This window comes from Actinoplanes couchii, from assembly GCF_016862075.1.
Classification (GTDB): Bacteria; Actinomycetota; Actinomycetes; order Mycobacteriales; family Micromonosporaceae; genus Actinoplanes; species Actinoplanes couchii.
Genome location: NZ_BOMG01000119.1, coordinates 1 through 24,366, shown reverse-complemented (window position 1 = coordinate 24,366; position 24,366 = coordinate 1). Strand labels below are relative to the sequence as shown.

General features: G+C 69.6%; 23 protein-coding genes and 2 pseudogenes. 9 read left to right on the top strand and 16 right to left on the bottom strand.

Annotated elements, in window-relative coordinates; all coding sequences use genetic code 11:
- Positions 1 to 16: 16 nt before the first annotated feature.
- Positions 17 to 1,480: a PP2C family protein-serine/threonine phosphatase gene (locus Aco03nite_RS47260; protein WP_203808773.1), complete on the bottom strand. Its 1,464-nt coding sequence runs from the start codon at positions 1,478 to 1,480 to the stop codon at positions 17 to 19.
- Positions 1,481 to 1,629: 149 nt separating this feature from the next.
- A complete protein-coding gene (gene rho, locus Aco03nite_RS47255) occupies positions 1,630 to 2,661 on the bottom strand; it encodes a transcription termination factor Rho (RefSeq protein WP_203808771.1) in 1,032 nt (343 codons plus the stop codon).
- Positions 2,662 to 2,848: 187 nt separating this feature from the next.
- On the opposite strand from rho, the pseudogene Aco03nite_RS55105 reads away from it, so the two are divergent.
- Positions 2,849 to 3,071, top strand: a pseudogene (locus Aco03nite_RS55105) (helix-turn-helix domain-containing protein); the annotation flags it as partial.
- Between the two features lie 124 nt (positions 3,072 to 3,195).
- Here the strand turns inward: Aco03nite_RS55105 and Aco03nite_RS47245 are convergent.
- Positions 3,196 to 4,053, bottom strand: coding sequence for a L,D-transpeptidase (locus Aco03nite_RS47245; protein ID WP_203808767.1), 858 nt, complete (start codon positions 4,051 to 4,053; stop codon positions 3,196 to 3,198).
- Between the two features lie 69 nt (positions 4,054 to 4,122).
- On the opposite strand from Aco03nite_RS47245, the gene Aco03nite_RS47240 reads away from it, so the two are divergent.
- Together Aco03nite_RS47240 and Aco03nite_RS47235 are read left to right on the top strand one after the other, a co-directional pair.
- On the top strand, positions 4,123 to 5,127 hold the full coding sequence (locus Aco03nite_RS47240; RefSeq protein ID WP_203808765.1) for an LLM class flavin-dependent oxidoreductase: 1,005 nt from the start codon (positions 4,123 to 4,125) through the stop codon (positions 5,125 to 5,127).
- 9 nt (positions 5,128 to 5,136) lie between these two features.
- Positions 5,137 to 6,024: a helix-turn-helix domain-containing protein gene (locus Aco03nite_RS47235; RefSeq protein WP_203808763.1), complete on the top strand. Its 888-nt coding sequence runs from the start codon at positions 5,137 to 5,139 to the stop codon at positions 6,022 to 6,024.
- Here the strand turns inward: Aco03nite_RS47235 and Aco03nite_RS47230 are convergent.
- The 9 genes and pseudogenes from Aco03nite_RS47230 to glnII form a co-directional block, all read right to left on the bottom strand.
- Positions 5,982 to 7,835, bottom strand: a complete 1,854-nt coding sequence (locus Aco03nite_RS47230) for an NACHT domain-containing protein (protein ID WP_203808761.1) — start codon at positions 7,833 to 7,835, stop codon at positions 5,982 to 5,984. The two genes, Aco03nite_RS47235 and Aco03nite_RS47230, sit on opposite strands and share 43 nt — an antisense overlap.
- 102 nt (positions 7,836 to 7,937) lie before the next feature.
- A pseudogene (locus tag Aco03nite_RS54935) lies at positions 7,938 to 8,570 on the bottom strand (NACHT N-terminal helical domain 7-containing protein); the annotation flags it as partial.
- Between the two features lie 36 nt (positions 8,571 to 8,606).
- Positions 8,607 to 8,888 (bottom strand): TM2 domain-containing protein, encoded by a 282-nt coding sequence (locus Aco03nite_RS47220; RefSeq protein WP_203808757.1) that lies wholly within the window; start codon positions 8,886 to 8,888, stop codon positions 8,607 to 8,609.
- Positions 8,885 to 9,625 carry an alpha/beta fold hydrolase gene (locus Aco03nite_RS47215; RefSeq protein ID WP_239146017.1) on the bottom strand — a complete coding sequence of 247 codons (741 nt, stop codon included), beginning with the start codon at positions 9,623 to 9,625 and terminating at the stop codon, positions 8,885 to 8,887. Before Aco03nite_RS47215 ends, Aco03nite_RS47220 begins: the two co-directional genes overlap by 4 nt.
- A 25-nt stretch (positions 9,626 to 9,650) precedes the next feature.
- Positions 9,651 to 11,963, bottom strand: a complete 2,313-nt coding sequence (locus tag Aco03nite_RS47210; protein ID WP_203808753.1) for a rhamnogalacturonan lyase family protein — start codon at positions 11,961 to 11,963, stop codon at positions 9,651 to 9,653.
- Between the two features lie 112 nt (positions 11,964 to 12,075).
- Positions 12,076 to 12,465 (bottom strand): ATP-binding protein, encoded by a 390-nt coding sequence (locus Aco03nite_RS47205; RefSeq protein ID WP_203808751.1) that lies wholly within the window; start codon positions 12,463 to 12,465, stop codon positions 12,076 to 12,078.
- Positions 12,458 to 12,787 (bottom strand): STAS domain-containing protein, encoded by a 330-nt coding sequence (locus tag Aco03nite_RS47200; RefSeq protein WP_203808749.1) that lies wholly within the window; start codon positions 12,785 to 12,787, stop codon positions 12,458 to 12,460. Before Aco03nite_RS47200 ends, Aco03nite_RS47205 begins: the two co-directional genes overlap by 8 nt.
- Positions 12,788 to 12,828: 41 nt before the next feature.
- Positions 12,829 to 13,587, bottom strand: a complete 759-nt coding sequence (locus Aco03nite_RS47195) for an N-formylglutamate amidohydrolase (protein ID WP_275415989.1) — start codon at positions 13,585 to 13,587, stop codon at positions 12,829 to 12,831.
- 88 nt (positions 13,588 to 13,675) lie between these two features.
- On the bottom strand, positions 13,676 to 14,686 hold the full coding sequence (gene glnII / locus Aco03nite_RS47190; protein WP_203808745.1) for a glutamine synthetase: 1,011 nt from the start codon (positions 14,684 to 14,686) through the stop codon (positions 13,676 to 13,678).
- 359 nt (positions 14,687 to 15,045) lie between these two features.
- Here glnII and Aco03nite_RS47185 point away from each other — a divergent pair, with 359 nt between their 5' ends.
- A complete protein-coding gene (locus tag Aco03nite_RS47185) occupies positions 15,046 to 15,912 on the top strand; it encodes a universal stress protein (RefSeq protein ID WP_203808743.1) in 867 nt (288 codons plus the stop codon).
- A gap of 2 nt (positions 15,913 to 15,914) precedes the next feature.
- Here the strand turns inward: Aco03nite_RS47185 and Aco03nite_RS47180 are convergent, their stop codons facing one another.
- Entirely contained in the window at positions 15,915 to 16,385 is a 471-nt protein-coding gene (locus Aco03nite_RS47180; protein WP_203808741.1) for a response regulator, read from the bottom strand.
- A 159-nt stretch (positions 16,386 to 16,544) separates the two neighbouring features.
- On the opposite strand from Aco03nite_RS47180, the gene Aco03nite_RS47175 reads away from it, so the two are divergent.
- The 3 genes from Aco03nite_RS47175 to Aco03nite_RS47165 all read left to right on the top strand — a co-directional run bounded on the left by Aco03nite_RS47175 (position 16,545) and on the right by Aco03nite_RS47165 (position 18,569).
- The gene (locus Aco03nite_RS47175; protein ID WP_203808739.1) at positions 16,545 to 17,468 is read left to right on the top strand and encodes a siderophore-interacting protein; all 924 of its coding nucleotides are present in this window, start codon (positions 16,545 to 16,547) and stop codon (positions 17,466 to 17,468) included.
- A 74-nt stretch (positions 17,469 to 17,542) separates the two neighbouring features.
- A complete protein-coding gene (locus Aco03nite_RS47170) occupies positions 17,543 to 18,118 on the top strand; it encodes a nucleoside/nucleotide kinase family protein (protein ID WP_239146012.1) in 576 nt (191 codons plus the stop codon).
- Positions 18,119 to 18,230: 112 nt separating this feature from the next.
- Positions 18,231 to 18,569, top strand: a complete 339-nt coding sequence (locus Aco03nite_RS47165; protein ID WP_203808736.1) for a protealysin inhibitor emfourin — start codon at positions 18,231 to 18,233, stop codon at positions 18,567 to 18,569.
- Here Aco03nite_RS47165 and Aco03nite_RS47160 read toward each other — a convergent pair.
- Positions 18,490 to 19,989 (bottom strand): alkaline phosphatase D family protein, encoded by a 1,500-nt coding sequence (locus Aco03nite_RS47160; protein ID WP_203808734.1) that lies wholly within the window; start codon positions 19,987 to 19,989, stop codon positions 18,490 to 18,492. The two genes, Aco03nite_RS47165 and Aco03nite_RS47160, sit on opposite strands and share 80 nt — an antisense overlap.
- A 154-nt stretch (positions 19,990 to 20,143) precedes the next feature.
- Between Aco03nite_RS47160 and Aco03nite_RS47155 the strand changes: the two genes are divergently transcribed.
- Together Aco03nite_RS47155 and Aco03nite_RS47150 are read left to right on the top strand one after the other, a co-directional pair.
- Positions 20,144 to 20,671, top strand: coding sequence for a hypothetical protein (locus Aco03nite_RS47155; protein ID WP_203808732.1), 528 nt, complete (start codon positions 20,144 to 20,146; stop codon positions 20,669 to 20,671).
- Between the two features lie 222 nt (positions 20,672 to 20,893).
- On the top strand, positions 20,894 to 22,906 hold the full coding sequence (locus Aco03nite_RS47150) for a polysaccharide biosynthesis tyrosine autokinase (RefSeq protein ID WP_203808730.1): 2,013 nt from the start codon (positions 20,894 to 20,896) through the stop codon (positions 22,904 to 22,906).
- A gap of 61 nt (positions 22,907 to 22,967) precedes the next feature.
- Here Aco03nite_RS47150 and Aco03nite_RS47145 read toward each other — a convergent pair whose 3' ends face one another.
- Together Aco03nite_RS47145 and Aco03nite_RS47140 are read right to left on the bottom strand one after the other, a co-directional pair.
- Positions 22,968 to 23,405: a CBS domain-containing protein gene (locus Aco03nite_RS47145; protein ID WP_203808728.1), complete on the bottom strand. Its 438-nt coding sequence runs from the start codon at positions 23,403 to 23,405 to the stop codon at positions 22,968 to 22,970.
- A gap of 114 nt (positions 23,406 to 23,519) precedes the next feature.
- Positions 23,520 to 23,999, bottom strand: a complete 480-nt coding sequence (locus tag Aco03nite_RS47140; protein WP_203808726.1) for a hypothetical protein — start codon at positions 23,997 to 23,999, stop codon at positions 23,520 to 23,522.
- Positions 24,000 to 24,366: the final 367 nt, after the last annotated feature.

The following is a 24,366-nucleotide window of genomic DNA, read 5'->3' as shown; positions in this document are numbered from 1 at the left end:
ATCCCCGCCGGCTCGGTCAGCTGACCCGGATCGCCAGCGTGCAGGTGTCGTCGTCCGGGCTCGGCGTGTGCAGCATCCCCACCGCCGACGCCGCCAGGTGTTCCCGCACCTCGGCGAACCGGCCCTCCGGCAGACCACGGCGCTCCACCAGACCGTCGGTGAAGAACAGCACCAGGTCGTCCGGCTCCAGCCCGGCCCGGGACACCGGGAAGACCGTCTCCGGCTCGGCGCCCAGCAGCAGCCCCGCCGGGCGCTCCAGCTCGCCGACCCGCCCGGCCCGGCTCAGCAGCGGCGGCGGATGCCCGGCCCGCGCCCACGGCAGCTCCCGGGTCCGCGGATCGTAGAACGCGATCAGCGCGGTCCCGGTGATCCCGAGCTGCAGGCACAGCCGGTTCATGTGACCCAGCAGCTCGCCCGGATCCCGGATGCCTATCGACAGCCACGCCACCAGCGCGAACCGCAGATGCGCCATGCCGCTGGCCGCTTCCAGGCCGTGCCCGGCCACGTCGCCGATCGCCAGGGCCACCAGCCCGTCCGGCAGGGTCTGCGCGTGGTACCAGTCGCCGCCGACCTTCGTGGTGCTCTCCGCCGGCAGATAGCTGACCAGCACCTCCAGGCCGGCCAGCGCCAGCGGTTCGGACGGCACCGGCTGGATCAGGTTCTGCAACTGCCCGGCCAGGCGGTGCTCGGCCAGGGCGGTCATCTCCCGGGTCCGCAGCCGGTCCGACAGGGACTCGATCTCGGTACGGGACTCCACCCGCGCCGACACGTCCTGCACCACCGCGTAGATCTTCACCGGGGCGCCGGCCGCGTCCCGTGCCACGTCGGACAGGATCCGCAGATGCCTGACCCGGTCGCCGACCCGGAACCGGGCGGTCACGTCCGAGCCGGCCCCGCTGTCCAGGGTCTGCCACGCGGTCTCGGCGATCCCGCGGTCCTCCGGCAGCATCAGCCGGGCCTGTTCCAGGCGGGACAGCGGATCCCGTGCCGGATCGACGCCGAAGATCCGGAACATCCCGGGCGACCAGTCGGTACGGCCGGACGCCAGGTCGTACTCGGTCCAGCCCAGACTGCCCAGTATCTCGGTGTGCTCCAGGCGGCGCTGGTGCTCGTCGACCCGCTGCCACCACACCAGGATCCCGCCGAGCACCCGGGAGGCGCTGATCTCGAAACGGGACTCGGCGACGATCCCGGACCTGGTCTCCGCGTACCGGAACTCGTCCATCCGCTCCGGCGTGCCGGACTCCATCACCCGCAGGTACATGCTCCACAGCGGACTGCCGGGCAGGCTCGGGTACAACTCACCGAGCAGACCGTCGACCCGCTGGGTGCCCCGGCCGAAGATGTCCCGGATCTGATCACTGGTGGCCGCGATCCGGAAATCGGCGACGGATCCGTCGGCGGCGGGCACCGGAAGCATCCAGGTGCACCCGGCCGGGACGGCGGCGATCAACTCCCGTACGACCGCCTCGTCCACCATCCGAGCAGCCTATCGGGGCGGCGCCGGACTGTTTGCCGTACAACACACATTGCGGTACGCGGTGCGGGACGCACCCGCCCGGCGGTCGCGCTGCGGCCGGGAGGTTCCGCCTGGCTCGCGGCGTAGTCACGGGACTCCGGGTAGGCGTACTAAATCGTGGTCTGGATCTTGCGTAGCAGCGCCGCGTTGGACGGCGTCGCGCGCAGGTGGGGCAGCAGTTGGGGGATCTTGACGGCCCGGCGCAGCCGGCTGACCAGCGGCAACTCGTCGGGGTGCAGGAGCAGTTCGTCGTGCCGGGTGCCGGAGGCGGCGATGTCGACGGCCGGGTGGAGGCGCTGTTCGGCCAGGTGGCGGTCCAGTTTCAGCTCGGCGTTGCCGGTGCCCTTCAGCTCCTCGAAGATCAGCGTGTCCATTGCGGAGCCGTTTTCCACCAGAGCCGTCGCGATCACCGTCACCGAACCGCCGCCGTCCAGCGCGCGGGCCGCGCCCAGCAGACGTTTCGGCGGGTAGAGCGCGGTCGGGTCGAGGCCACCGGTCAGGGTGCGGCCCTTCGCCGGAGCCGTCAGGTTGTGCGCGCGGGCCAGCCGGGTCAGCGAATCCAGCAGCACCACCACGTCGTCACCCTGCTCGGCGAGGCGTTTCGCGCGTTCGATGGCCAGGTCGGCGATCGCGGTGTGCTCCTGCGGCGGCCTGTCGAACGTCGCCGCGATCACCTCGCCCTTCACCGTGCGGCGCATGTGGGTGACCTCTTCCGGGCGCTCGTCGATCAGCAGCACCATCAGGTGACAGTCCGGATGGTTGTGGGCGATCGCGGTCGCGATGTCGTGCAGGACCGTGGTCTTGCCGGCTTTCGGCGGCGCGGCGATCAGCGCGCGCTGGCCCTTGCCGATCGGCATGAACAGGTCGGCGACCCGGGTGGTCAGGATGTGCGGTTCGGTCTCCAGCAGCAGCCGTTCCCGCGGGTAGACCGAGGTCAGCTGGTAGAAGTCCGGACGCTTGGCGGGCGGGCGGCCGTTGACGATCGGCTGCTCCAGGGTGCCGGTGACGTGGTCGCCGCGGCGGAAACCGTGCCCGCGCGGCAGCGCGATGTCGTCGGGGGACGGCGCGTAACCGCTGGTCCGCAGCCACGCGCGGTCGTTGATGATGTCGACGATGCCGTCGACGGGTAGGGATGTGGACATGATGGTTCTCGATTCGAAACGACGGCAGACGAGGCCGTGGAAACCGCGGTGAACGCGGCGGGGGAAAGTCGACCTCCGGGGGCGTGTGAATCGCCTGCATCCGGGATCGGGTTGAGCCCACCTTAGCACCGCCCGGCGAAACCAGCGATGATGGCAGCGGACTTCGGACACGGGAGGGGAGACCGGGATGCCACTGTTGCGTCGGGTGATCGGGGCGGTGCTGCGGAAGGTGCGGCTGGCTCAGGGGCGGACGTTGCGGCAGGTCGCGGCCGAGGCCGGGGTGTCGCTGCCGTACCTGTCGGAGGTCGAGCGCGGCACCAAGGAGGCATCGTCGGAGGTGCTCGCGGCGATCTGCCGGGCACTCGGGCTGGCCATGCCGGACCTGCTCGACGAGGTCCGCCGCGAGATGCTGCGGGCCGCCCGGCCGGCCACCTCGCAGTTCCGCACGGCCGTCGCGGTCCAGCGGCACGGGCCGCGGGTGTCCATCGGGCGCAGCATGGTCTGCGCGCGGGCCTCGTCCGTCTTCTCCGCGGCTCAGGCGGTCACGATCACCGGGGTGCCCGGGTCGACCTGGTCGAGCAGCCTACGCTGAGCCTTCGGCGGCATCCGGACGCAGCCGTTGGAGACGTTCCTGCCGAAGACGGCGTTGTTCGACCAGGCGTGGATGCCGGTGTGCGCGCCCTGGAAAGCGGCCGCCATCTTCTCCGGCTCCTCCGGGATCGAGCCCAGCACCAGCGCGTCCAGCCCGGCGAAGGCGGCGCCGTTGGTGCCGGTGCGCCCCATCACGTAGGTGCGCCCGGTCGGCGTCGGCGTCTTCTCGGTGCCGATCGCCACCGTCCAGCGGCCCTGCTCCTCGCCCCCGCGCAGCCACACCAGGCTGCGGTTGCTCAGGTCGACCATCAGCTGGTCGCGCAGCGGCTCGGGACGCCAGCCGGCGGTCGGCACCCAGCCCACCTTGCGGTTGGTGGCCGGGACCAGCACGGCGGCCCAGCCGGTCTGCCGGGCCACGATCGGGACGACGGTGGCAAGCCCGCTGATCCGCGGCGGCAGGAACGCCAGCGGCTCGCCGCCCGGCGCGTCGTAGAGGGCGACCTTCTGTTTCGGGCGCAGCGCCTCGGTGATGGTCACCACCGACTCCGGCTCCGGGTCGGTGGCCAGACCCTTCGGGCCCTTCGCGTACGCCACCACCGGCAGGTCGGCCGGCGGCTTCTTCGCGGGCAGCGCCTTCTCGCTCGGGCTGGGGCTCGCGTCCGGGATCACCACGTCGCCGATCGCGGTGCGAGCCGGCGCGTCGTCACCGGTCCGGTTCAGCAGCACCGCGGTGCCGAGCCCGGCGACCAGGGCGACGACCGCCAGGATCCAGAGGTACGGACGGGACCGCAGCGTCGACATGCGTCCCAGGGTAGTGGCTTCGGTAACTCCCACTGACGCACGGGGGATTGCCGGGTCTAGGGTGATCTCATGCTGAGCAAGCTGGGTTTTCTCACCATCGGCCTGTTCGACGAGGCCGACCCGCGCCGCGGCCACGAGTCCACGCTGGAGATCATCGAGCTGGGTGAGCGGCTCGGCTTCGACAGCGCCTGGCTGCGCCACCGGCACCTGCAGTTCGGCATCTCCTCCCCGGTCGCGGTGCTGGCCGCCGCCTCCCAGCGCACCAGCCGCATCGAGCTGGGCACCGCGGTCATCCCGCTCGGCTGGGAGAACCCGTTGCGGCTCGCCGAGGATCTGGCCACCGTCGATCTGCTCGCCGGCGGCCGGATCAACCCCGGTGTCAGCGTCGGCCCGCCGATGCAGTGGGAGAACGTCAAAGGCGCGCTCTATCCCGACACGGCCGATGCGGAGGACTTCAGCTTCGCGAGGGTCGAGAGGTTCCTTGCCGCCGTACGTGGTGAGAAGGTCACGTCGTTCAGCGGCTACCAGGGCTTCGAGCAGTTCTCGGACCGGGTGCAGCCGCATTCCGCCGGCCTGGCGTCCCGCCTGTGGTACGGCGGTGGATCCCTGCGGTCCGCGGCCTGGGCCGGAGCGCACGGGATGAACTTCCTGACCAGCAGTGTGGTCAAGGCCGAGGAGTCGGAGGACTTCGAGGCGATTCAGTTGTCGCACATCCATGCGTTCCGGGCCGCCCATCCTGACGGGGACGCGGCACGGGTCTCCCAGGGCCTGGTCGTGATCCCCACCGACAGTGCTTCGGCCGATCAGATCTCGCGGTATCAGGCTTACGCGGAGAAGCGCACACCTCGGACTCTCACTCCGCAGGGCCCGGCACGGATGATGTTCGCTCCCGACATCGTCGGCATGTCCGCCGAGATCGCCGAGAGGCTGGAGTCGAACGCGGCCTTCCGCGAGGTGACCGAGGTGGCGTTCGCCCTACCGTTCACCTTCGACCACGACGACTACGTCCAGATCCTCACCGACATGGCCACCCACCTGGGCCCGGCCCTGGGCTGGAAGCCCACGCTCGCATAGCCTCGAAGGGTGGGCTCCGCCGGCGCACTGAACCCGATAGCCGCGAGCAGACTGCTCCGGGCCGACCTGCGGCGTGTCCGGGAGACTGTCGGGCTGACGCAGGCTCAGGTCGCTGAATTGTTGGAATGGTCGGTCTCGAAGGTCACCCGCATCGAGAACGGCGACGTCGGCATCAGCATCAATGACCTGCGCGCCCTCTGCCTGACTCTGGAGATCGGCTCGGCCGCCACCGAGGAACTGCTCCGGCGGGCGCAGGCGGCCCGGCGGCGCGGCTGGTGGCACGACGATCGTGCCGAGATCCCGCCCGCGATGCTGCATCTGATCGGTCTGGAGGCCGAGGCCGACAGCATGGCGGAATACACCTCGGGCTTCGTGTCCGGCCTTCTGCAGACCCGGGATTACACCGAAGCCCTGCTGCACTCGGCCCTGCCAGGAGCGGGACGTGACCGGCTCGAACGACGTACGGCGATTCGCATGCAACGTCAGGAGAAGGTTCATGAAAAGGGAGATCCGCCTGACATGAACATGGTGATCGATGAAGCGGTTCTCTACCGGAGGATCGGTGACGCGGGGATCATGGCGGACCAGATGCGGAAGCTCATCGAGTTGGCCCGGAGGCCCTACATGGCCCTGCGAGTCATCCCTTTTGAGAGCCCTGCCTTCCGGGCCGAGTCGTTCGCCTTGCTTCGTAGCGAGTTGATGGGAACCGTCGTCTACTGCGAGAAAGGACTGGGTGACGTCCTGATCGAGGATGCGGCGACGGTGGGACAGTTCGAGTCTCAGATGACCGGCTTATGGAACACGTCGCTGGATGCCGATCAAACAAGTCAACTCCTGCATCGGGTTGCCTCAGGCTATGAGTCCGGCGATGTTCCTCGTCCCTGGCTCTGGGAATAGATCACGCTGTCCAGGCTCTTCCTGCCTTCCTCCGCCAACCCGGCCTGCCACAGCCGTACCGTCGCATCCCACCAGTGGTTCGGAGACGCTCCTGGAGGTGGAAGACGGCTCGGATCGCCGCTTCCCGCATCGATCAGACACGCCAGCACGACCAGGTTCGCGGTCCAGGTCGCGCAGGCGGTGACCACGTCCGGCGGAGTGGGCTCGTAGCGCTGATATCGGCCGAAAGCGCGGGTCCGGGCCGTTGCCAGAAGTCTCCGCAGGGCCTCGAGTTGCTCTTCTCTTCGAGTGGATTCCATCTGGCTCGCCAGCGCGGACGCGAACTCGATAATTGGTTTGCGAAGCGTCAGGGGCTGATACGAGAGCAGCGCCCGGAGCAGGCTGTCGTCCGGTGCTTCATGGTAGGCGGGGTCGGTTCGGTGTTCCGCGAGCCTGCGGGAATATCCGTCGAGCAACAGGAGAGCCCGTTCCGCGATGAGGAACTCGCCGAAGGTCGCATGCAGGAACTCGTAGGTGCGGCGGGGATCCTCTGAGTATTCGTCGACACGGGACACGTGCACGAAGAAGAATCCCGCCACCGTCCGGTGTGCTCGGCTCGCTGGTGATTCGAAGCCGTGCGCGTGGTTGTCGTCACGCCCGAGGAAGACCTCCAGATCGCGTTCCAGATCCGCTTCGGTGACGTGCTGGCGCTGCCGGTTGAACATGCCGAACGCCGCGATGCTCAATCGCTGACGTAGTTCGCCGAGCAATCGGGGTAGCTGTTCGGGCGATGGTGGGCGATCTGGTTTGTCGGACACCTGGCGGTGGATGAAGTTGTCGAGCAACATCCGGTAGAGGGCGGCAGGCGAGACGGTGTCGTCATCGAGCCGGGCCGCAGTCGGGTCGGCATGGTAAATCGCCAGCAGGGTCAGCAGGAGCGGCTGGCGGGCCAGGTCACCGTGACGGAGCACCTCAGCGGGCATCAGCGCACGAAAGCCGGGTGTTGCGACGTTTGCACGGTTCCAAGCGGTGAGCCAGGAGTTGACGCGGTCGTCGTCGAAATCCTCCAGCTTGATCACCATGGCACCGTCCGGAACGCGAGCCCGATCCACCACGACGGTTCGGGAGGTGACCACTACGGAAACCGGCCTGCCCAGAGCCATCTCCTCCTGCTGGAAGCGGGCGGCATCGGTCAGGTACGCCGATTGAGCGGTCCCGGTCGCCTGGATCAACTCGTCGAGCCCGTCGAGGATCACGACCCTGGTCAGATCCTCGTTCTCATCGGCCATCTGCCCCCAGGAGACCTGTTCTTTCAAGATTTCCCGAAGCGCCGACTCGACCTGTGGCACGAGTCGATCATCAGCGTTGACCCGGCGCAGCTGGACCGGCACGACGGTGAACTTTTCGCTCGGTAGCCGTGCCGCGAGGATCTCGGTCAGCAGCGACTTCCCGGCACCCGGATGGCCGAGCATGATCAACGGGCGGAGAGCAGCCCCGGGATGCGACAGGTATGCGGCGAGGAATCGGTCCAGCCCTTCCTGCACGGGACGGGACGTCCACCAGTCCTCCCGGGACAGCCCGGCTCCGGTGGTGGGTGAGACGACAGCGCACCGGAAGCGGGGCGTCACGAATCCCTCGGCCACCGTCGGGAAGGACAACCCGGCAGGTAGTGCCGATGATCTCAGGAGCGGCTGGTCGAGCACGGCCGTCGCGGCCCGGGCCAACTTTCCACGGATCGAGACCCGGCCCGGGCGTGCCGGTACATGCCCGGCTGCGAGGATGTCGTGCAACTGGCCCAGCGCAGCGGAGGTCCGGTCCAGGACCTCGAGCAACCTGGCGTTCGCTGTTCGCAACTCCTCTCGGGTCGCCGTGTGCTCGCCGAGTGACGCCCAGACGAAAAACTCCGGTACGTCCGAGGCCAACCGCAGGTACGCGTCCCGGTAGCGCCTTCTCCAGGCCTCGGTGGACCGCGCCACGAGGGTCGACGAGTCGAGACGGAAGCTTTTCCAGACCCGCAGACCTTCGAAGAAGGCGATCGCGCTTCCGGCCAGTTCGGCGATCCGGGGCGCGAGCACGGCACGAAGGTTCTCTTCGAAACCGGAGGCCGGTCCAGGAAGCGGAAGGTCGGCCCCGGCCAGCTGACCGATCCAGTCCGTCTGCGTGACGACCTTGCCAGGGCCCGACACGAGTTGGAGCTTCTCTCTGTCGGTGACCTTGAGCTGCTTGAACGACGGCCCGATGGTCTCGTGCAGCGCGTCGAAAAGGGCGGACAGAACGACTGTCGTGTGGGCAGCGGCAAGAAGTTCGTGCCGGCCGTACCCGTGGATACCGTGCAACCTGGCGGTGGCTGCCGTCGTCAACTGTTGGACCAGCCGGCCGGCTTCCTGCTTACCGTCGACCAAGCCGAGGGCATCGGGAACCACGATCGCTCCCAGCAGGATCCCTCCGCCGGCCACCCGGTTCAGCACCTCGATCGCAAATGGGGAATGTGCGCCGAGCAACGTGAGCGCGCCCTCATATGTCAACGGCGATGCCTTGGCCACAGCGACAACACTATGTGACAGCATCAAATCAGCGGGTAACGAAAGGGCCCGGAACGCCGCCTAGCCGTCGATGATGCCGTGGTTGGCCATGATGGTGGCTCGGCGGTGGCGGTTTATCGTCTCGACCCGGCGGGCTATGAACAGGACGTCGGCGAGGGTCCACAGGCCGAGGCCGCCGAGGGTGAAGAGCATGGCTGTGGAGCGGCCGGTGTCGCCCAGGTAGAAGCGGTGGCCGCCGATGATGCCGGTCAGGAACCACAGCAGGTATGCGGTGCGTTTGTCCTTCTTCACCGACTCGTACTCGAACTCGGCCCGCCGGATCCGGTACTGCAGGTCGTTCACCGGCGCAGCGCTTCGGCGAAACGGTCCGGGGCGGTGTGCGAGGCGAAGTGCGACTGGCCGTCCAGGATCACCCGGGCGGCTTTCGGCAGGGCGGCGGCCAGCGCGTCCATGGTGTCCGGCATCGGCGCCCAGGTCGCCCCGCCGGACACGATCCGCACCGGGACGCCGATGCCCGCCCAGCGGGTGACGTCGGTGCTGTCGGCGGCGAGTGCCTCCAGATCGTGCAGCATGCCGCCGGCCTCGGCCGGGTCGGCGGCCCCGAGCTGGCCGGGGAAGGGGAACCGGGCGACGTCCGCGGCGAAGATCCGGTTGGCGGCGAGCAGGTCCCCGGCGGCGAGCGCCGACCGATAACGGTCGAGCACGTCGGAGTTCCCGGCGGCGAAGAGCGGAGGTTCAAACACTGTCAGCGTACGGATACCGGCCCCGTCCGCCAGCGCGGCGTGCAGACCGACGGTGGCCCCGTACGACCCGCCCGCCACATGCGCCGAGCCACCGGCGGCCGCGACGACGGCCCGCAGGTCGGCCACGTCGTCGGCGAACGTCTTGGCCCGTGGGCAGTCCCCACTCGGCGGGTAGCCGCGCCGGGCGTACCGGAAAATCTCGAGATCCCCGGCGAGGAACGGCAGCACCGGATCCCACGAGTCCAGCCCGCCGGCCGACCCGTGCACCAGGACGAGCGGGTCTCCCCGCCCGTCCCGGCGCACCGCGAGCCGTGTCCCGTCCGCTGACGTCACCATCGTGTCCACGGCTCCACATGATGCCTCAGCGCACGTAGATGTTCGGCTGCGGCGGGGTGCTCATACCGTTGCCGAGGAAGAAGCCCGGGTGCGGCGGCTGGTTGTAGGCGGTGTTCTGCCAGGCCACGGCGACCCGGTACGCGGAGTCGTGCATCAGGGTGTGCAGGCGCCGGTCGGTGACGATCGGGGTGCTGTAGATGCGCAGCGCCGACGAGTCGGACAGCCGCCAGACGATCTCCTCACGCCAGTCGCCGAGCAGGTCGCCGGAGACCGCCGGGGTCTGCTTGGTGGTGTTGTTCGAGGCCACCCCGGAGGCGGTGAGCAGCCGGGTGTCGCCGCTCGTGCCGTACTTGTCGACCCGGGTGGCGTCCACCAGCTCCCGGACCGGGTCGGCGTCCCACCAGGCCAGGAAGTTGGTCGACGACGGTTTGCGGCCGACGTTGGCGCCGGTGGTGCTGCTCAGGCCGTCGACCGCCGAGGACCACGCCTCGGCCCCGGCGCTGCCGGCCCAGACGTCGCCGGCGACACCGCGGCCGTTGTCGCAGCCACAGGAGGCGTGCGACCAGATCACCGCGCCGGTACGGGCGTCGAGCATCGCGTCGGTCGGTTGCGACGTGGACTCGGACGGCCGGTACACCTCCAGGCCCGCGCGGGACGGGATGAAGTCGCCGACGTGCAGGCTGTCGCCGTGGCCGAGACCGCTGCGCCACATCAGCGTGCCGTTGTCGTTGATCGCCGCGGCCCCGTACATGATCTCGTCCTTGCCGTCCTGGTCGGCGTCGGCGATGGAGAGCTGGTGGTTGCCCTGGCCGTAGGCGCCCACGTTGCTGTTGCCGGAGTCGTAGGTCCAGCGGCTGGTCAGGGTGCCGTTGCGGAAGTCCCAGGCGGCGACCACCGCGCGGGTGTAGTAGCCCCGGGCCATGATCAGGCTGGGCCGCTGGCCGTCCAGGTAGGCGGTGCCGGCCAGGAAACGATCGACCCGGTTGCCGTACGAGTCACCCCAGCTGCTCACCGTGCCGCGGGCCGGGGTGTAGTTGACAGTGGACAGGGCGGCGCCGGTCTGGCCGCTGAACATGGTCAGGTACTCGGGGCCGGACAGGATGTAACCGGACGAGTTGCGATGGTCCGCGCTGCCCGAGCCGATGGTCACGCCGGTGCCGGAGACGGTGCCGTCGGCGGTCTTCATCGCGATCTCGGCCCGGCCGTCGCCGTCGTAGTCGTACACCTGGAACTGGGTGTAGTGCGCCCCGGCCCGGATGTTGCGGCCCAGGTCGATGCGCCACAGCCGGGTGCCCTGCAGGGTGTAGGCGTCGACGTAGACGTTGCCGGTGTACCCGGACTGCGAGTTGTCCTTGGCGTTCGACGGATCCCACTTCACGACGATCTCGTAGTCGCCGTCGCCGTCCACGTCACCGACCGACGCGTCGTTGGCCGAGTAGGTGTAGGCGACCCCGTCCGGGGTGGTGCCGCCCGCCGGAACCTGCAGACGGACGTCCAGGTAGCCGTTGGCGAAGCTCAGCGACGCCGGCGAGGCCGGCTGCTCCACCCCGTCGACGACCGCGGTGACCGTGTACGTCACACCGGCGGCCGCCCCGGAGTCCAGGTAGTTCGTGGAGTTGGTGATCGGCGTGGTGTTGACCTTCGTACCGGCGCGGTAGACGTTGAAGCCCGTCGTGTAGGACTCGGTGCCCAGCAGCCGCCAGGACACCAGGTTGGCGCTGCCGGACCGGACGCTGATCAGTCCCCGGTCCAGGTCCTCCATCTGCCGCCCGGTCCCGCTCGGCGGCGGCGTGGTCGGTGCGGTCGGTCCGGACACGTAGTTGAACGACCACTGCATCCGGGCGATGTCCGAGCAGGTCTCCTGGACGATCGGGTTGTTCCCGGCGGTGGAGCCGTCCTTGTTGCCGAGGCAGAGTCCACTGGCGACGTTCCTGACCACGAACTTCCCGGCCGCCGCGGTGGACGCGGTGAACGTCCAGAGCTGGTTGGTCCTGGTCGCGTCACCGCAGCTGTACTGCTGCAGCTGAAGACCCGACGTGGTGGACGAACTCGGCACGTCGACGCACTGGGCACTGCTGCCGTTGACCAACTGGAACCGGCCGTTGTTCTGCTGGCGCGCGGTCCACTGGTGGTTGGTGGCCGCCGCGTTGCAGGCGACCTGCACCAGGAGCGACGCGCTCGTGACGTCGACGCATTTTCCGCTGGAACCGGAGGCCAGGGTGTAGACGCCACCGGCGACCGGGGTCGTCGCCGCGGCGGCCGGCAGTGTCACCGCCGCGACCAGGCCGGCCGGGAGAAGGGCGACCGGTAACAGCCGCCAGAGTTTCGATGCGGGCATGGGGATCCTTATCGCTCGGGGAACGGACTCGGGGGTCCACCCGAATAGGTGCCGCAGCCCGCGGGCGATAACAGAAAAACGCGATGACCGGAAAAACGCGATGACCGAAGACTCAGAGATCGAGGCAGATCCGGACCAGGGTGCCGCCGGGGACGCTCGCGGTGTGCACCGAGTCGCAGACCCGCTCGACGATGGCCAGGCCACGGCCGCGGACCGCCTCGGCGGACGGCATCGACCGGCCGAACGGGCGGTCCTCCCCCCGGTCGACGACGTCACAGACGAGCTGCCCGTCCTCGGCCCAGACCCGGATGTGGCCGCCGCCGCTGGTGTGCTGCAGCGTGTTGGTGGTCAGCTCGCTGACGGCGAGGGTGAGCACGTCGATCCGGTCCTCGGACAGGCCGAGGGCGACGGCGCGCTCGGTGACGAAGGCCCGGACCCGGCGCAGGTCGTCGGGGACCGCGTAGGACATCCCGTCGGTGCTCTCGGCGAGGGACTCAGGCATGACGGTGTTCTTCGGCCGGGGCGCGCAGCAGGGTGTCGAGGCCGGTGATCTCCAGGACCGAGGCGACCGGGCCGCCCGCGTTGACCAGGTAGACGTGGCCGCCGGTCTGCTTGGCCGCGTGATGGGCGGTGATCAGGCTGTGCACCCCGCTCGAGTCGATGAAACAGAGCCCGGCCAGGTCGACGAAGACGGCCCGGGACCGGTGCACGGCGTCGAGCAGGACGGCGGTCAGATGCTCCCGGACGGCCAGGTCGCACTCACCGGTGAGGGACACCGTGATCCGGCCGCTCCCGGCGGAGGTTCGCGCCTCGAAGTTCGCCATTGATCGCCGTACCCTTCCCGCGGCGTCGGCCGCCCCGGCCATCATGTCATCCCGGCGGCCGGATCGGTGGCACCGGCGGCCACCCGTCCGGGGATGGTGTCGACAAGATCGGCCAGGGCCCGGGAGATCGTCGCCAGTCCGGCGGTGGGCGGGCCGCCGGGCTCGGTCATGTACTGGTCGCGGCGGATCTCGATCATCAGCGCGCGGACCGCCGGATCACGGTGGTAGTGGTCCAACGGGACGTAACAGCCGGCGAACGGGGTGTCCAGCGCGGAGCCGGGGAAGGCCGCGCGGGCGGCGGCGATCAGCTCCGGCGGGGTGTGGAAACCGTCGGTGCCGAGGCAGACCGGCGGGCGGGGGCCGTCGCCGTGCAGTTCGTAGGGCAGGCGCGCGGTCGGGTACGAGTGGACGTCGATCACCCAGGCCTGCCCGGTGGCCGTCAGCCGCTGCCCGACCAGGGTCGTCATGGCTTCCGCGTACGGGCGGAAATGCTCTGTCAGCAGTGCCTCGTCGCGCACCGGGTCGTCGGCGCGCAACCGTCGCCCGGCGTACCCGTGGGTGTAGACCGGCCCCATGCCGACCGCGACCATCTCGTCGTCGGCGAACCGCTCCGGATCGACGACCAGACGGGACAGCCGGTTGATGAACAGCCACGGTTTGCGCCCGGCGAGATCAACGGCGTGGCGAGCGATCACATCGGTGTACGCGTCCGTCAGGTGATCCAATTCCTCCGGGACAATGTCCGGAAATAATCCTGAATCAACTATTTCCCGGGAGGAATGGGGCACGTGCAGGATCACCGGGGAACCGGGATCACCCGGAACGACGTCGAAGGCCACCGCGCGAACGATACGCGCCGTGGCCTTCGACGTTTCTACTGCTTACTGCTTACTTCTCGCCGGCCGCGGCACCGCAGATGGTGTCGATCAGCAGGCGGGTGACCACGTACGGGTCGACGTTGGCGTTCGGGCGACGGTCCTCGATGTAGCCCTTGCCGTCCTTCTCGACCTGCCACGGGATGCGCACCGACGCGCCACGGTCCGAGACGCCGTAGCTGTACTCGGTCCACGGGGCGGTCTCGTGCAGGCCGGTCAGGCGCTCGTCGATGCCGGCGCCGTAACCGTCCACGTGCTCCTGGCGCTTCTTGCCCAGGGCCTCGGCGCCCGCGATGATCGCGTCGTAGCCCTCACGCATGGCCTTGGTGGAGAAGTTGGTGTGCGCGCCGGCGCCGTTCCAGTCGCCCTTGACCGGCTTGGGGTCGAGGGTGGCGGAGACGCCGTGCTTCTCGGCGATGCGGTAGAGCAGCCAGCGGGCGACCCACAGCTCGTCGGCGACCAGCGGAGCGGCGACCGGGCCGATCTGGAACTCCCACTGACCGGGCATGACCTCGGCGTTGATGCCGGACAGGTGCAGGCCGGCGGCGAGCACGGCGTCCATGTGCTCCTCGACGATCTCACGGCCGAAGACCTCGTCGGCGCCGACGCCGCAGTAGTAGCCGCCCTGCGGGGCCGGGTAGCCACCGCCGACCGGGAAGCCGAGCGGACGGCCGTCCTTGAAGAACGTGTACTCCTGCTCGATGCCGAAGATCGACTCCTGGTCGGCGTACTTGTCGGCGACCTCACGCAGCGGGGCGCGGGTGTTGGTCGGGTGCGCGGAGCCGTCGATCAGCTCGACCTCGCACAGCACGATGATGTTGTCGCCGCCGCGGATCGGGTCGGGGCAGGTGAAGACCGGGCGGAGCACGCAGTCCGACTTGTCGCCGGGCGCCTGGTTGGTGCTCGAGCCGTCGAAGCCCCAGATGCCGGGCTCCTCGCCGGCGGCAAGGATCTTCGTCTTGGACCGCAGCTTCGCCGTGGGCTGGGTGCCGTCGATCCAGAGGTACTCGGCCTTAACCGCCATCGTTCTGTCTCTCCTCAAAAAAGGGGCGTACTCCGCTCATCACTGAAAAAAGTGCTTTATCGTCACTTAATCCAGGTGGAACGTCAGGATGCTATCCACCCCAGATCAAATCCATGTTTCCGCTCCCGCTCTACGGACGCGTGATCCAGCTAACGTTCACCGGTTTTTGGCCGCTTTGAGCACTGCCGTCCGCCCGGCTGTGATCAGCGCCTCGCCGGCCGCCCGAATCCGCTGCGTGGTCGACGGTGGACGCTCGGTGACGCACGATTCATGACAGTCCTGCGAAGGCGACCAATGGACCTTGCCGACGGGACCTTCGCCGACCACGATCAGGGTAGTAGGCGTAAGGAGGCGGCACCGTGGCCACTCAGAGGATCGTCGTGGGCTATGACGGCTCACCCGACGCACGCAAGGCCGCCCGCTGGGCCCTGGACGAGGCGCAGCGGAGCGACATGCTGGTCGAGCTGCTCTATGCGTACGAATGGCCCAGTTATGTCCCGGCGGCCGCGATGATGCCGGCTGCCGCGGTCTATCCGGACGCGGACACCGACGACGCCGTCGGGGAGATGCTGGGGCGGGCCCTGGAGGCGGCCGGCGCCAGCCATCCGGGCGTCCGGTTGTGCACCAGAGTGGAACACGGCACCGCCGCGGTCGCGCTGGCCCAGCGCAGCGCCGACTCGGCGCTGGTGGTGGTCGGCGGGCCCCGGCACTCGGTGGTGCGGGCCCTGCTCGGTTCGACCAGCGCGTCGGTGAGCGCGCACGCCCGCTGCCCGGTCGTGGTGGTCCGGGGCGAGCCGCGCGACGGTGCCCCGGTGGTGGCCGGGGTGGACGATTCGCCGGCGTCCGCCGGGGTCCTGGGTTTCGCGTTCGAGCAGGCGGCGATGCGGGGTGTCCCGTTGCGGGCGGTGCACGCCTGGCCCCTGCCGCCCGGCCGCGACGTGCTCTGTGACGTGAACCTGGACGCGGTCGCCGCCGAGCGTGATCGGCTGCGTTCGGTGGTGGACTGCTGGAGCCGACGGTTCCCGCGGACTCCGGTGACCAGCGAGATCCTGGTGGGCGGCCCCGGTGAGGTGCTGGCCGAGGCTGCGGCCGGGGCTCAGCTGGTGGTGGCTGGCGCGCGGGCCCGGCGGGCCCTGCGGGTGGCGCTGCGCCCGTCGATCGGCCGCCACCTGCTGCACCGGGCCCGCTGCACCATCGCCCTGGTCCACGGGAACCGCCCGGCCTGACCTCAGGGGTGGTGGGCCGGGACCAGTTTCTGGACCCGGCGCAGCAGCTCGGCCGGGCTGAACGGCTTGATCAGGTAGTCCTCGGCGCCGACGGTGTGCCCGAGGGCCACGTCGGCCGGCTCGCCCCGGCCGCTGACGATGATCACCGGGATGTGCGCGGTCTGCGGGGACGAGTGCAGCTCGTAACAGAAACCGATGCCGTCCAGTCCCGGCATCGACACGTCGAGCAGGATCAGCTGCGGGCGCTCGTGCACGGCCAGTGACATCGCGGTGCGCCCGTTGTCGGCCTCGAGAATCCGGTACCCGGCCGTCTCCAGCTTGACCGCCACCAGGTCACGCAGGTCTCCGTCGTCGTCGGCGATCAGGACGGTCGGCGGCTGCAGGGCCGTGCTCCAGTCACCCGCGAACCACGGCAGCGCGTCGGCGTCACTGAACGTGAGCGTCGTGGCCGGAACGGACGGGATGTAGGGCATGTCATCTCCTCGCAGCGTGCTGGGACCGTACTGTTCGGCACGCCCGCACCGAACCTCAGAGGACCATCGGTTGCCGTTCGGGTGCGGTGTGACGGGGGCGGTGATGACAGTTGCGAGATAGATGTTTAGGTTAGGGTTACCTAATTGAGGGAGGCGACCGTGACCCAGACCGCAGTGCCCACTCAGGCCGTCCCGTTCCGGTTCTTCCCGGTTCAGGTCGCCCGCACCGAGCAGCTCAGCCCGAACTTCCTGCGGGTGACGTTCACCGGCGACGAGCTGATCCACTTCGCCGACAACGGCTGGGATCAGCGCATCAAGCTCATCCCGCCGCTGGCCGACTCCGGTTTCGAGCACCTGCCCACCGGCGAGGACTGGTACCTGCGCTGGCGTGAGCTGCCCGACGAGAAGCGCAACCCGATCCGGACGTACACCATCCGCGACGTCCGTGCCGCGGACCGCGAGATCGACGTCGACATGGTCCTGCACGGGGTGAACGGCCCGGCCTCGCGCTGGGCGGTGGACGCCGTCCCGGGTTCGCTGATGACCGTTCTGGGGCCGAACGCGGAGTTCGACGGCCCGTCCGGCGGCATCGACTTCCACCCGCCGGCCGGCACCCGCCGGATCCTGCTGGTCGGCGACGAGACCGCGGTCCCGGCGATCGCCTCGATCCTGGCCCGCCTGCCGCAGGACGCGGTCGGGCACGCGCTGCTGGAGGTCCCGGAGTCCGCGGACGAGCTGGCGATCGTCGCGCCGCCGAACTTCACCGTGACCTGGCTGCCACGTGACGGTGAGGCGCACGGGGTGAAGGTGATCCCGGCGGTCCGCGAGGTCGCCACCAAACTGCTCGGCGACTGCGTCGCCCCGGTGTCGGCACCGGTCCTGGAGGACGTGGACATCGACGAGGGCATCCTGTGGGAGGTCCCGGAGGAGTCGGCCGGCGCCCCGGACGGTTTCTACGCCTGGCTGGCCGGTGAGGCCGGCGTGATCAAGACGCTGCGCCGCCACCTGGTCTCCGAGTGCGGCGTCGACCGACGGGCGGTCGCGTTCATGGGTTACTGGCGCCTGGGCCGGGCCGAGTCCTGAGCGAGGCGCGGTCCCGGGTTCTGGAGCAGATCGCTGACGCGATCCTTCAGGACCCGGCTGTCGTACGGGTGGGCGTGGACGGTCCCGACGGCTCCGGCAAATCGATCATGGCCGGGGAACTGGCCGGGATCCTGCGCTCCCGGGGCCGTCCGGTGGTGCACCTGTCGATCGACGACTTCCACCACGTGCGGGCGGTCCGCTACCGCCGTGGCCGGGACTCGCCGGAGGGGTTCTGGCGGGACTCGTACGACTACGACCGGTTCCGGGCCCGGGTGCTGGCCCCGTTCTCCCCGGGCGGTTCCCGGCTGTACCGGCACGCCTGCCACGACCTGGGCACCGACGAGATCCTGGACCCGCCGCCGCAACGGGCCCCGGCCGGGGCGCTGCTGCTGGTCGACGGCCTGTTCCTGCACCGGGACGAGCTGGCCGGCGCCTGGGACCTGTCGCTGTTCCTGGACGTGCCGTTCACCGAGACGGCCCGGCGGATGGCGGCCCGGGACGGCACCGAACCCGATCCGGAGCACCCCGGGATGCGCCGGTACGTGCAGGCGCAACGTATCTACTACGCGACCTGCGACCCGCACTCCCGGGCCACGTTCGTGGTCGACAACCGGGACGTCCACGCGCCACTGCTCAAGAATCGACAGTGAGCTGTGCCCTTGATCTGACAGCGAACCTGTCGGGCGGGTGCCACCGTCGATAGCTGTGCCCCCACGTGTGCGAGCCGAACTGCGACGATCGGGCGGATTCACGGCGCGGTCGATGCGTGTCGTCGTGGATTCCGCCACCCTCCCCCACGATCAGGCGGCGCAACTGGCCCGCCTGATCGAGGAGATCGACCTGACCCGGGTCGGTGCCGAGATCGGCGCCGCGTCGGACGCCGATCTCACCCGCTACCAGCTGGCCGTGGAGTGCGGCGGCCGGCACTGGCGCGGCACGGTGGCCGAACCGTGCGTCCCCAGCGAGTTGCGGCCACTGCTGCGCTTCCTGACCCGGTTCCGGGCGGATCGCCCGGCCGAACCTAGATCCGGTGCAGACCGGGCCGGCCCGCCTCGATCTCGAACGACGCGCGAGTGGAGATCTTCGCGCCCTTCTTCGTGACCTGCGGCAGCGTACGAAAATCGGCTCTTGACCGGTCTTTGCCCAGGGTGACCATGGTGTAGCCGCGCCGCTCCGAATAGAACCGGAAGTGCGGGTTGGTGGCGCGGTGCGGCAGCGCCTCCAGCGACGTGCCGTTGCCGTTGGAGGTCAGCGACGTGCAGATCAGCTCGCTGCCGACGGTCGCCGACCCCGGATTGCGGTAGTCCAGCTTCAGGTCGTTGGCGAACGCCGCGTGCACGTCCCCGGTCAGCACCAGCGGGTTCTTCACGCCCCGGTTGACCCAGCCGCGCTGCAGGCGCTTGCGGGCGTCCCGGTACCCGTCCCAGGCGTCCATGTTCGCCCCGCCCTTGGCGTCCATGAACTGGGCGAAGAACACCTGCTGCCCGAGTACGTCCCAGGTCGCGGCCCGTTCGGCGAGCCCGTCGAGCAGCCACTTCTCCTGGGCCGCGCCGGTGATCGTGCGCCCGGCCTTGTCCGCCGCCGCGCACACCTTCCAGTAGTCGCCGCACGGCTGGTCGTCACGGAACTGCCTGGTGTCGAGCATGTGGAACGTCGCCAGACTCCCCCAGCGCACCCGCCGGTAAAACGACGTGGTCCGCAACGGCATGTTCTCCCGGAACGCCCGGTACGCCGCGGCCCGGCGGGTCCGCCACCGGGCCGCCGTCATCGCCGGCACGTTGTTGACCCGCGCCAGCTTGGCGTAGTTGTTCTCGACCTCGTGGTCGTCCGGGATCGCCAGCCACGGCGCGGCCGCGTGCGCCGCCCGCAGATCCGGGTCGGTCTTGTACTGGGCGTACCGCCGCCGGTAGTGGGCCAGCGTCACCGCCTCGCCGCCGGCGTGCGCGCGGACCCGCCCCGGCACCCCGCTCTCCTCGTAGATGTAGTCGCCCAGGAACAGCACCAGGTCCGGGCGCTCCTCGGCGATCCGCCGGTACCCGGTGTACCAGCCGGCCTCCCAGTTGGCGCAGGACGCGACGGCGATCCGCAGATCCGGGCCGAACGTGCCGGTCGCCGGGGTGGTCCGGGTCCGCCCGACGGCCGAGATGTGCCCCCGCGCCCGGAACCGGTACCAGTAGGTCCGCCCCGGGCTCAGCCCACCGGCGATGACGTGCACGGCGTGCGCCTTGGCGTACCGGGCCGCCACCGTCCCGGACGAGACGATGGTGCTGAACGACGACGTGGTGGCGACCTGCCACTGCACCGGCACGTCGGCCTTGCCCATCCCGCCGTGCCCGTCGGCGTTCAGCGGCTTGACGGCGAGACGTGTCCAGAGCACCACACTTGTCTGATTCGGATCACCGGAGGCGACCCCGAGGCGGAACGGATCGGCGGCGGCAGCGGTGGCGGTGGTCGGCAGTACCAACGCTCCCGCGGTCGCCAGACCACCGAGAACGAAGTAACGCCTGTCGATGCGCTCCATGATTCGTACGATCGGGGTGGCACGTGAATTCCGGCGTTCCGCCCCGGACCCGGCAGATGACACGAGCCGCAAGAAATCGGAAGCAATCGCGGAACACCACATTGCCGCCCGCTTTCCCCTACGTTCCCGTCCGGCCACGCCGATGGTTCTGTTCATGTACGCGCTGCGTTCCGCCGCCTTCACGGCCGCCTACCTGACGGTCTTCCTGACCAGCGCGGTACTGCCGTGGTTCCCGGTGCCCACGCTCGCCGTCGCCGCCGTCTGGCTGACCGCGCAGACCGGTTACGGCAGGCGGCGCCTGGACGTGATCATGCTGGCCACCGCGGCCGCGGTCGGCGCCACCCTGAACGGCGCGAGCCTGCTGATGTGCGTCGTCGTCGCGCTCATCGCCGTACTCCCGGCCCTGCTCTTCGCGGTCCTGCTGCAGCGTTTGCTGCCCGGCTACTGGCTCGGCCACGGCGACCGCTTCCGCAACCCCCGCGCCGCCCTCGCCCGGATGGCCGTGATCGCCCCGGCCACCGCGGCGGCCGGCGCCGTCATGGAGACCGTGGCCGGAACCGACCACGTGATGCTGCGCTTCGTCCTCGGCACCGTCGCGGTGTTCCTGGCACCCCTCGCCGTACGCGCCACTCGCACCCAGAGTGACCGGCCCGGACGGCGCCGGTTCACCGTCGTTCGTTGACGCACGTCACTGACCAGGGGAGATTCTCGTCATATCCACCGCCCGACCCACGCGGGGCGCCGTAACAACGAGACACATATCGCCGGAATGATCGACGCGCCGGACCCCCGATGAATGGAAGAATCCTCGGCTTAGATCTGATCTACGGGGAGGCCACCAGCGATGACGACCTACGGACGATCCGCGCGACTATTGCGCCGATACGGTCCATGGACACTGGTGGTGACGACAGCGACGGTCGCTGCCGCCTACGGCCTCAACCAGCAGGCGCCATCCGTCTACCGGTCCGAGGCCACGGTCCTGGTCGAGGCCCGCCTCACCAACACCACCACCACCGCGGCACGGACCGTCACCACCCCGATCGCCAACCCGGTCGAACCCGACGTCGCCACCGAGCGTGAGGTCGCCCTCTCCGACCTGGTGCTGCTGCCCGCCGCCGGCCGGGTCGGCTCCGGCATCGACGACTTCGCCCGCGACCTGACCGTCGAGGTCGTCCCCGGCGCCAGCGTGCTCAAGGTCGTCTACGAATCGGACAACCGGCTCAGCGCCCAGATCCGGGCCAAGGCACTCGTCGAGGCGTACGTCGGCTACCGCGCCCAGGGCCCCGCCGACGTCACCGTCCTCAGCGAGCCCACCCTGGCCGAGGAGCCCGACACCCGCCCGCTCCTCCCCGACCTGGCCGCCGGGCTCGGCGCCGGACTGCTCCTCGGGCTGGGCACCGCGTTCCTGCGCTCGCGCACCCGCGGACTGATCCGCTCCCGCGACGACTTCGGCACACTCGCCGGCACCCCGGTCATCGCCACCATTCCCCGTTACAAGCGCCCTTCCGGTACGTCCACCGGGGCGCCCGTGGTGCTCCGCGAACCGGAGTCGCCGGCCGCCGAGTCGTACCGCTACCTGCGGTCCCGCCTGCAGACGGCGCTGCGCCCGACCAGCACCACCACGATCCTGGTGACCAGCCCCGGCGACCACCAGGGGCGTACCACCACCGCCGCGAACCTGGCAGTCACCCTGGCCCAGGCCGGCCGCACCGTCGTCCTGGTCGACGCCGACCTGCGCAACCCGCAGCTGCACCACGTCTTCCAGGTCACCGGCGACTACGGCCTGACCACCCTGCTCGACGGCGACACCGGCGTGTCCGAGGTGATCGAGGAGACCCGGGTGCCCCGGCTGTCCCTCATCCCGGCCGGGCAGCGTGACGGGGACCATGTCGACCTGATGGACAGCGCACAGATCGCCCGGGTGCTGCGGGCCGTGCAGAAACACGCGGACGTCGTCGTCATCGACACGTCCGCGGTTCTCAGCGCCGCTGACGCCATCGCGCTGGCCGCCCTCAGCGATCTGGTGCTGCTCGTCGGTGACTACCGGCGCACCCGGCGGGAGACCGTTCGGCGTGCCCTGGACGAGCTTGCCGAAGTGGTGCACGGCAACGTCAGCCCGGTTCTGGTCAACGTGCCCAAGAGCGCCGGAGGTCTGGTGCCCCGGGCGCGGGTGCACTCGGTGACGTCGGAGGAGGGGCCGCTCACGCGCGACCGTCTCGTCTCCGACGCCGACGACGTGGCGCCTCCCGGGGTGACCTCGCACGCCTATGTCGAGGTGGTGGCCGAGGACGACGAGGCCGCTACCGATCTGGCGGACTACTACGCGCGCACCGCCACGGTCGCCGTTCCGGTCATCTACGGGTCGACCCAGACCGCCACTGTGTACGCCTCGACCAACGCGGCCGCCACGTCCGGTTCCGGGGCTCAGGCCATTTCCGGGCCGACCGTGGAGGCTCACATCGTGCCGGGCCCCACCGTGGAAGCACCCATCGACCACGAGGCGCCCGATGCCTCTTCCTCCGCCGAGCCCGACTCCTCCACCCCCGCCGCGCCCGACTCCTCTTCCTCTTCGTCTGGTTCCTCTTCCTCTTCGTCTGGTTCCTCTTCCTCTTCGTCCGGTTCCTCTTCCTCTTCGTCCGGTTCCGCTTCCCCTTCGTCCGGTTCCGCTTCCTCGGATGCCGGCGACACCGCGGAGACCTCGGACGAGGACCTGGAGGATCTCGCTGCGGCGTCCTCTCCCGCCGACATCGCCGGCCTCCACCCGGAGACCACCGCCGACCCGGAATCCACCTCGGTCGTCGCCGTCCCGGACTCGTCTCCGGCCGGGTCCTCCGCCGACCCGGCTTCTTCTCCGGCGTCACCGGATGCCGACGAGGTCGAGTCCGGAAAGGACACCGTCCGAGCCCGAGGCTGATCTCAGGTCTGAACCACGAGCCGACGCCACCGCCCACCGTCCGGGCGGTGGCGTCGCCCGTTCAGGCCCGGTCGCCGGTGATGTATTCGGTGAGGGTGCTGCGTTCGGTCTCCAGCTCCCCGATCCGGTTCTTGACCACGTCACCGATGCTGACGACCCCGCAGAGGGCGCCGTCCACCACCACCGGGACGTGCCGGAACCGCCACCGGGTCATCAACCGTTCGACATCCTCGAGCTGGGCGTCGGGCGCCACCGTCCGTACCTTGGCGGTGGCGATGGCACCGACCGGTTCCGCCAGCACCCCGGCCCCCCGCAACGCCAGTGCCCGAACGACGTCCCGCTCACTGACTATCCCGTCCACCACGGCCCCGTCCCGGGACACGACCGCGGCCCCGATCCGATGCTCGGCAAGCACTTCCAGCAGCTGCTCGATACTGCTCTCCGGCGTCACGGTGACAACCTGGTCCCCTTTGACCCGGAGAATGTCGCTGATCCGCACAGTCCCTCCTCGCACTGGTCCGACGTTGGATCCCCGCTGTGGTTCGACTCGCGTACCACCTCTATGCCCAACCCGCCCCACCGCTGTCAAGAAGAACCACCCACCCCCGGCCCGTCACATCATCGGATGGCAGTCCGTGCGATCCAGCTGAAGCTTGATCCGGGCAACCCTGTCGTCGAGAACACCGAAGTAGTAGCCGGCCCGGTCATTCCCCGGCACCGACACAAATCCCCAGCTCCCCCCGGAAGCTGCCCCGAAGTCGGACTCAGGAACCATCTGAAGATCCGGATAGGCCTTACGAACCGCCGTAACCGAACTACCCAGCCCGTCGCCCTCAGGAGTGGCAACCCCCGGAAAAGCCACCAGGGAAACCAGCACCCGATGAATGTCGAAGACCACCGGAGACTCCGCACTGCCGGCCGCCGCAACCTTGTACTCGTCGTTACAGACCATCCGAGCAGCAGACAACGAGTCAACGGCAAGCAGCCCGGACTCCACCGCCACAGCCATCGGCGTACCGAGCTTCAGTCCACCGAGCCCATCCGGCCCGAGAACAGGAGTAACCCCCCGACGCCGCAACTTCTCATCCAGCAAGGCCCCATCAGACGCCACCCCACCAGACGCCACCCCGCCCGGCCCTGCTCCGCCCGGCCCCGCTCCGCCGGGAGCCGATTCACCCGTCACCGACCCGCTCTGCCCCGACGAGGAACCGTCCACATGGCCGGCTCCGTCCGGCGATGCCAGCCCGTCAACGCGCTCGAACCCACCTTGGCATCCGGCAAGCAACACCAGCCCGGCCACCAGCCCCGCCGCAACAACCGTCCGCCGCATCCTCATCCCCGCCTCCCGCGCAGACCCACATCGTCCCGTCATAAGTTCCGATGCGCATCCACAGGGATCAGTTCGCAGACCCGGATAAAGGTTCGAAAAAGTTCCGGAAACACAGAAAGGCCCACCCGGT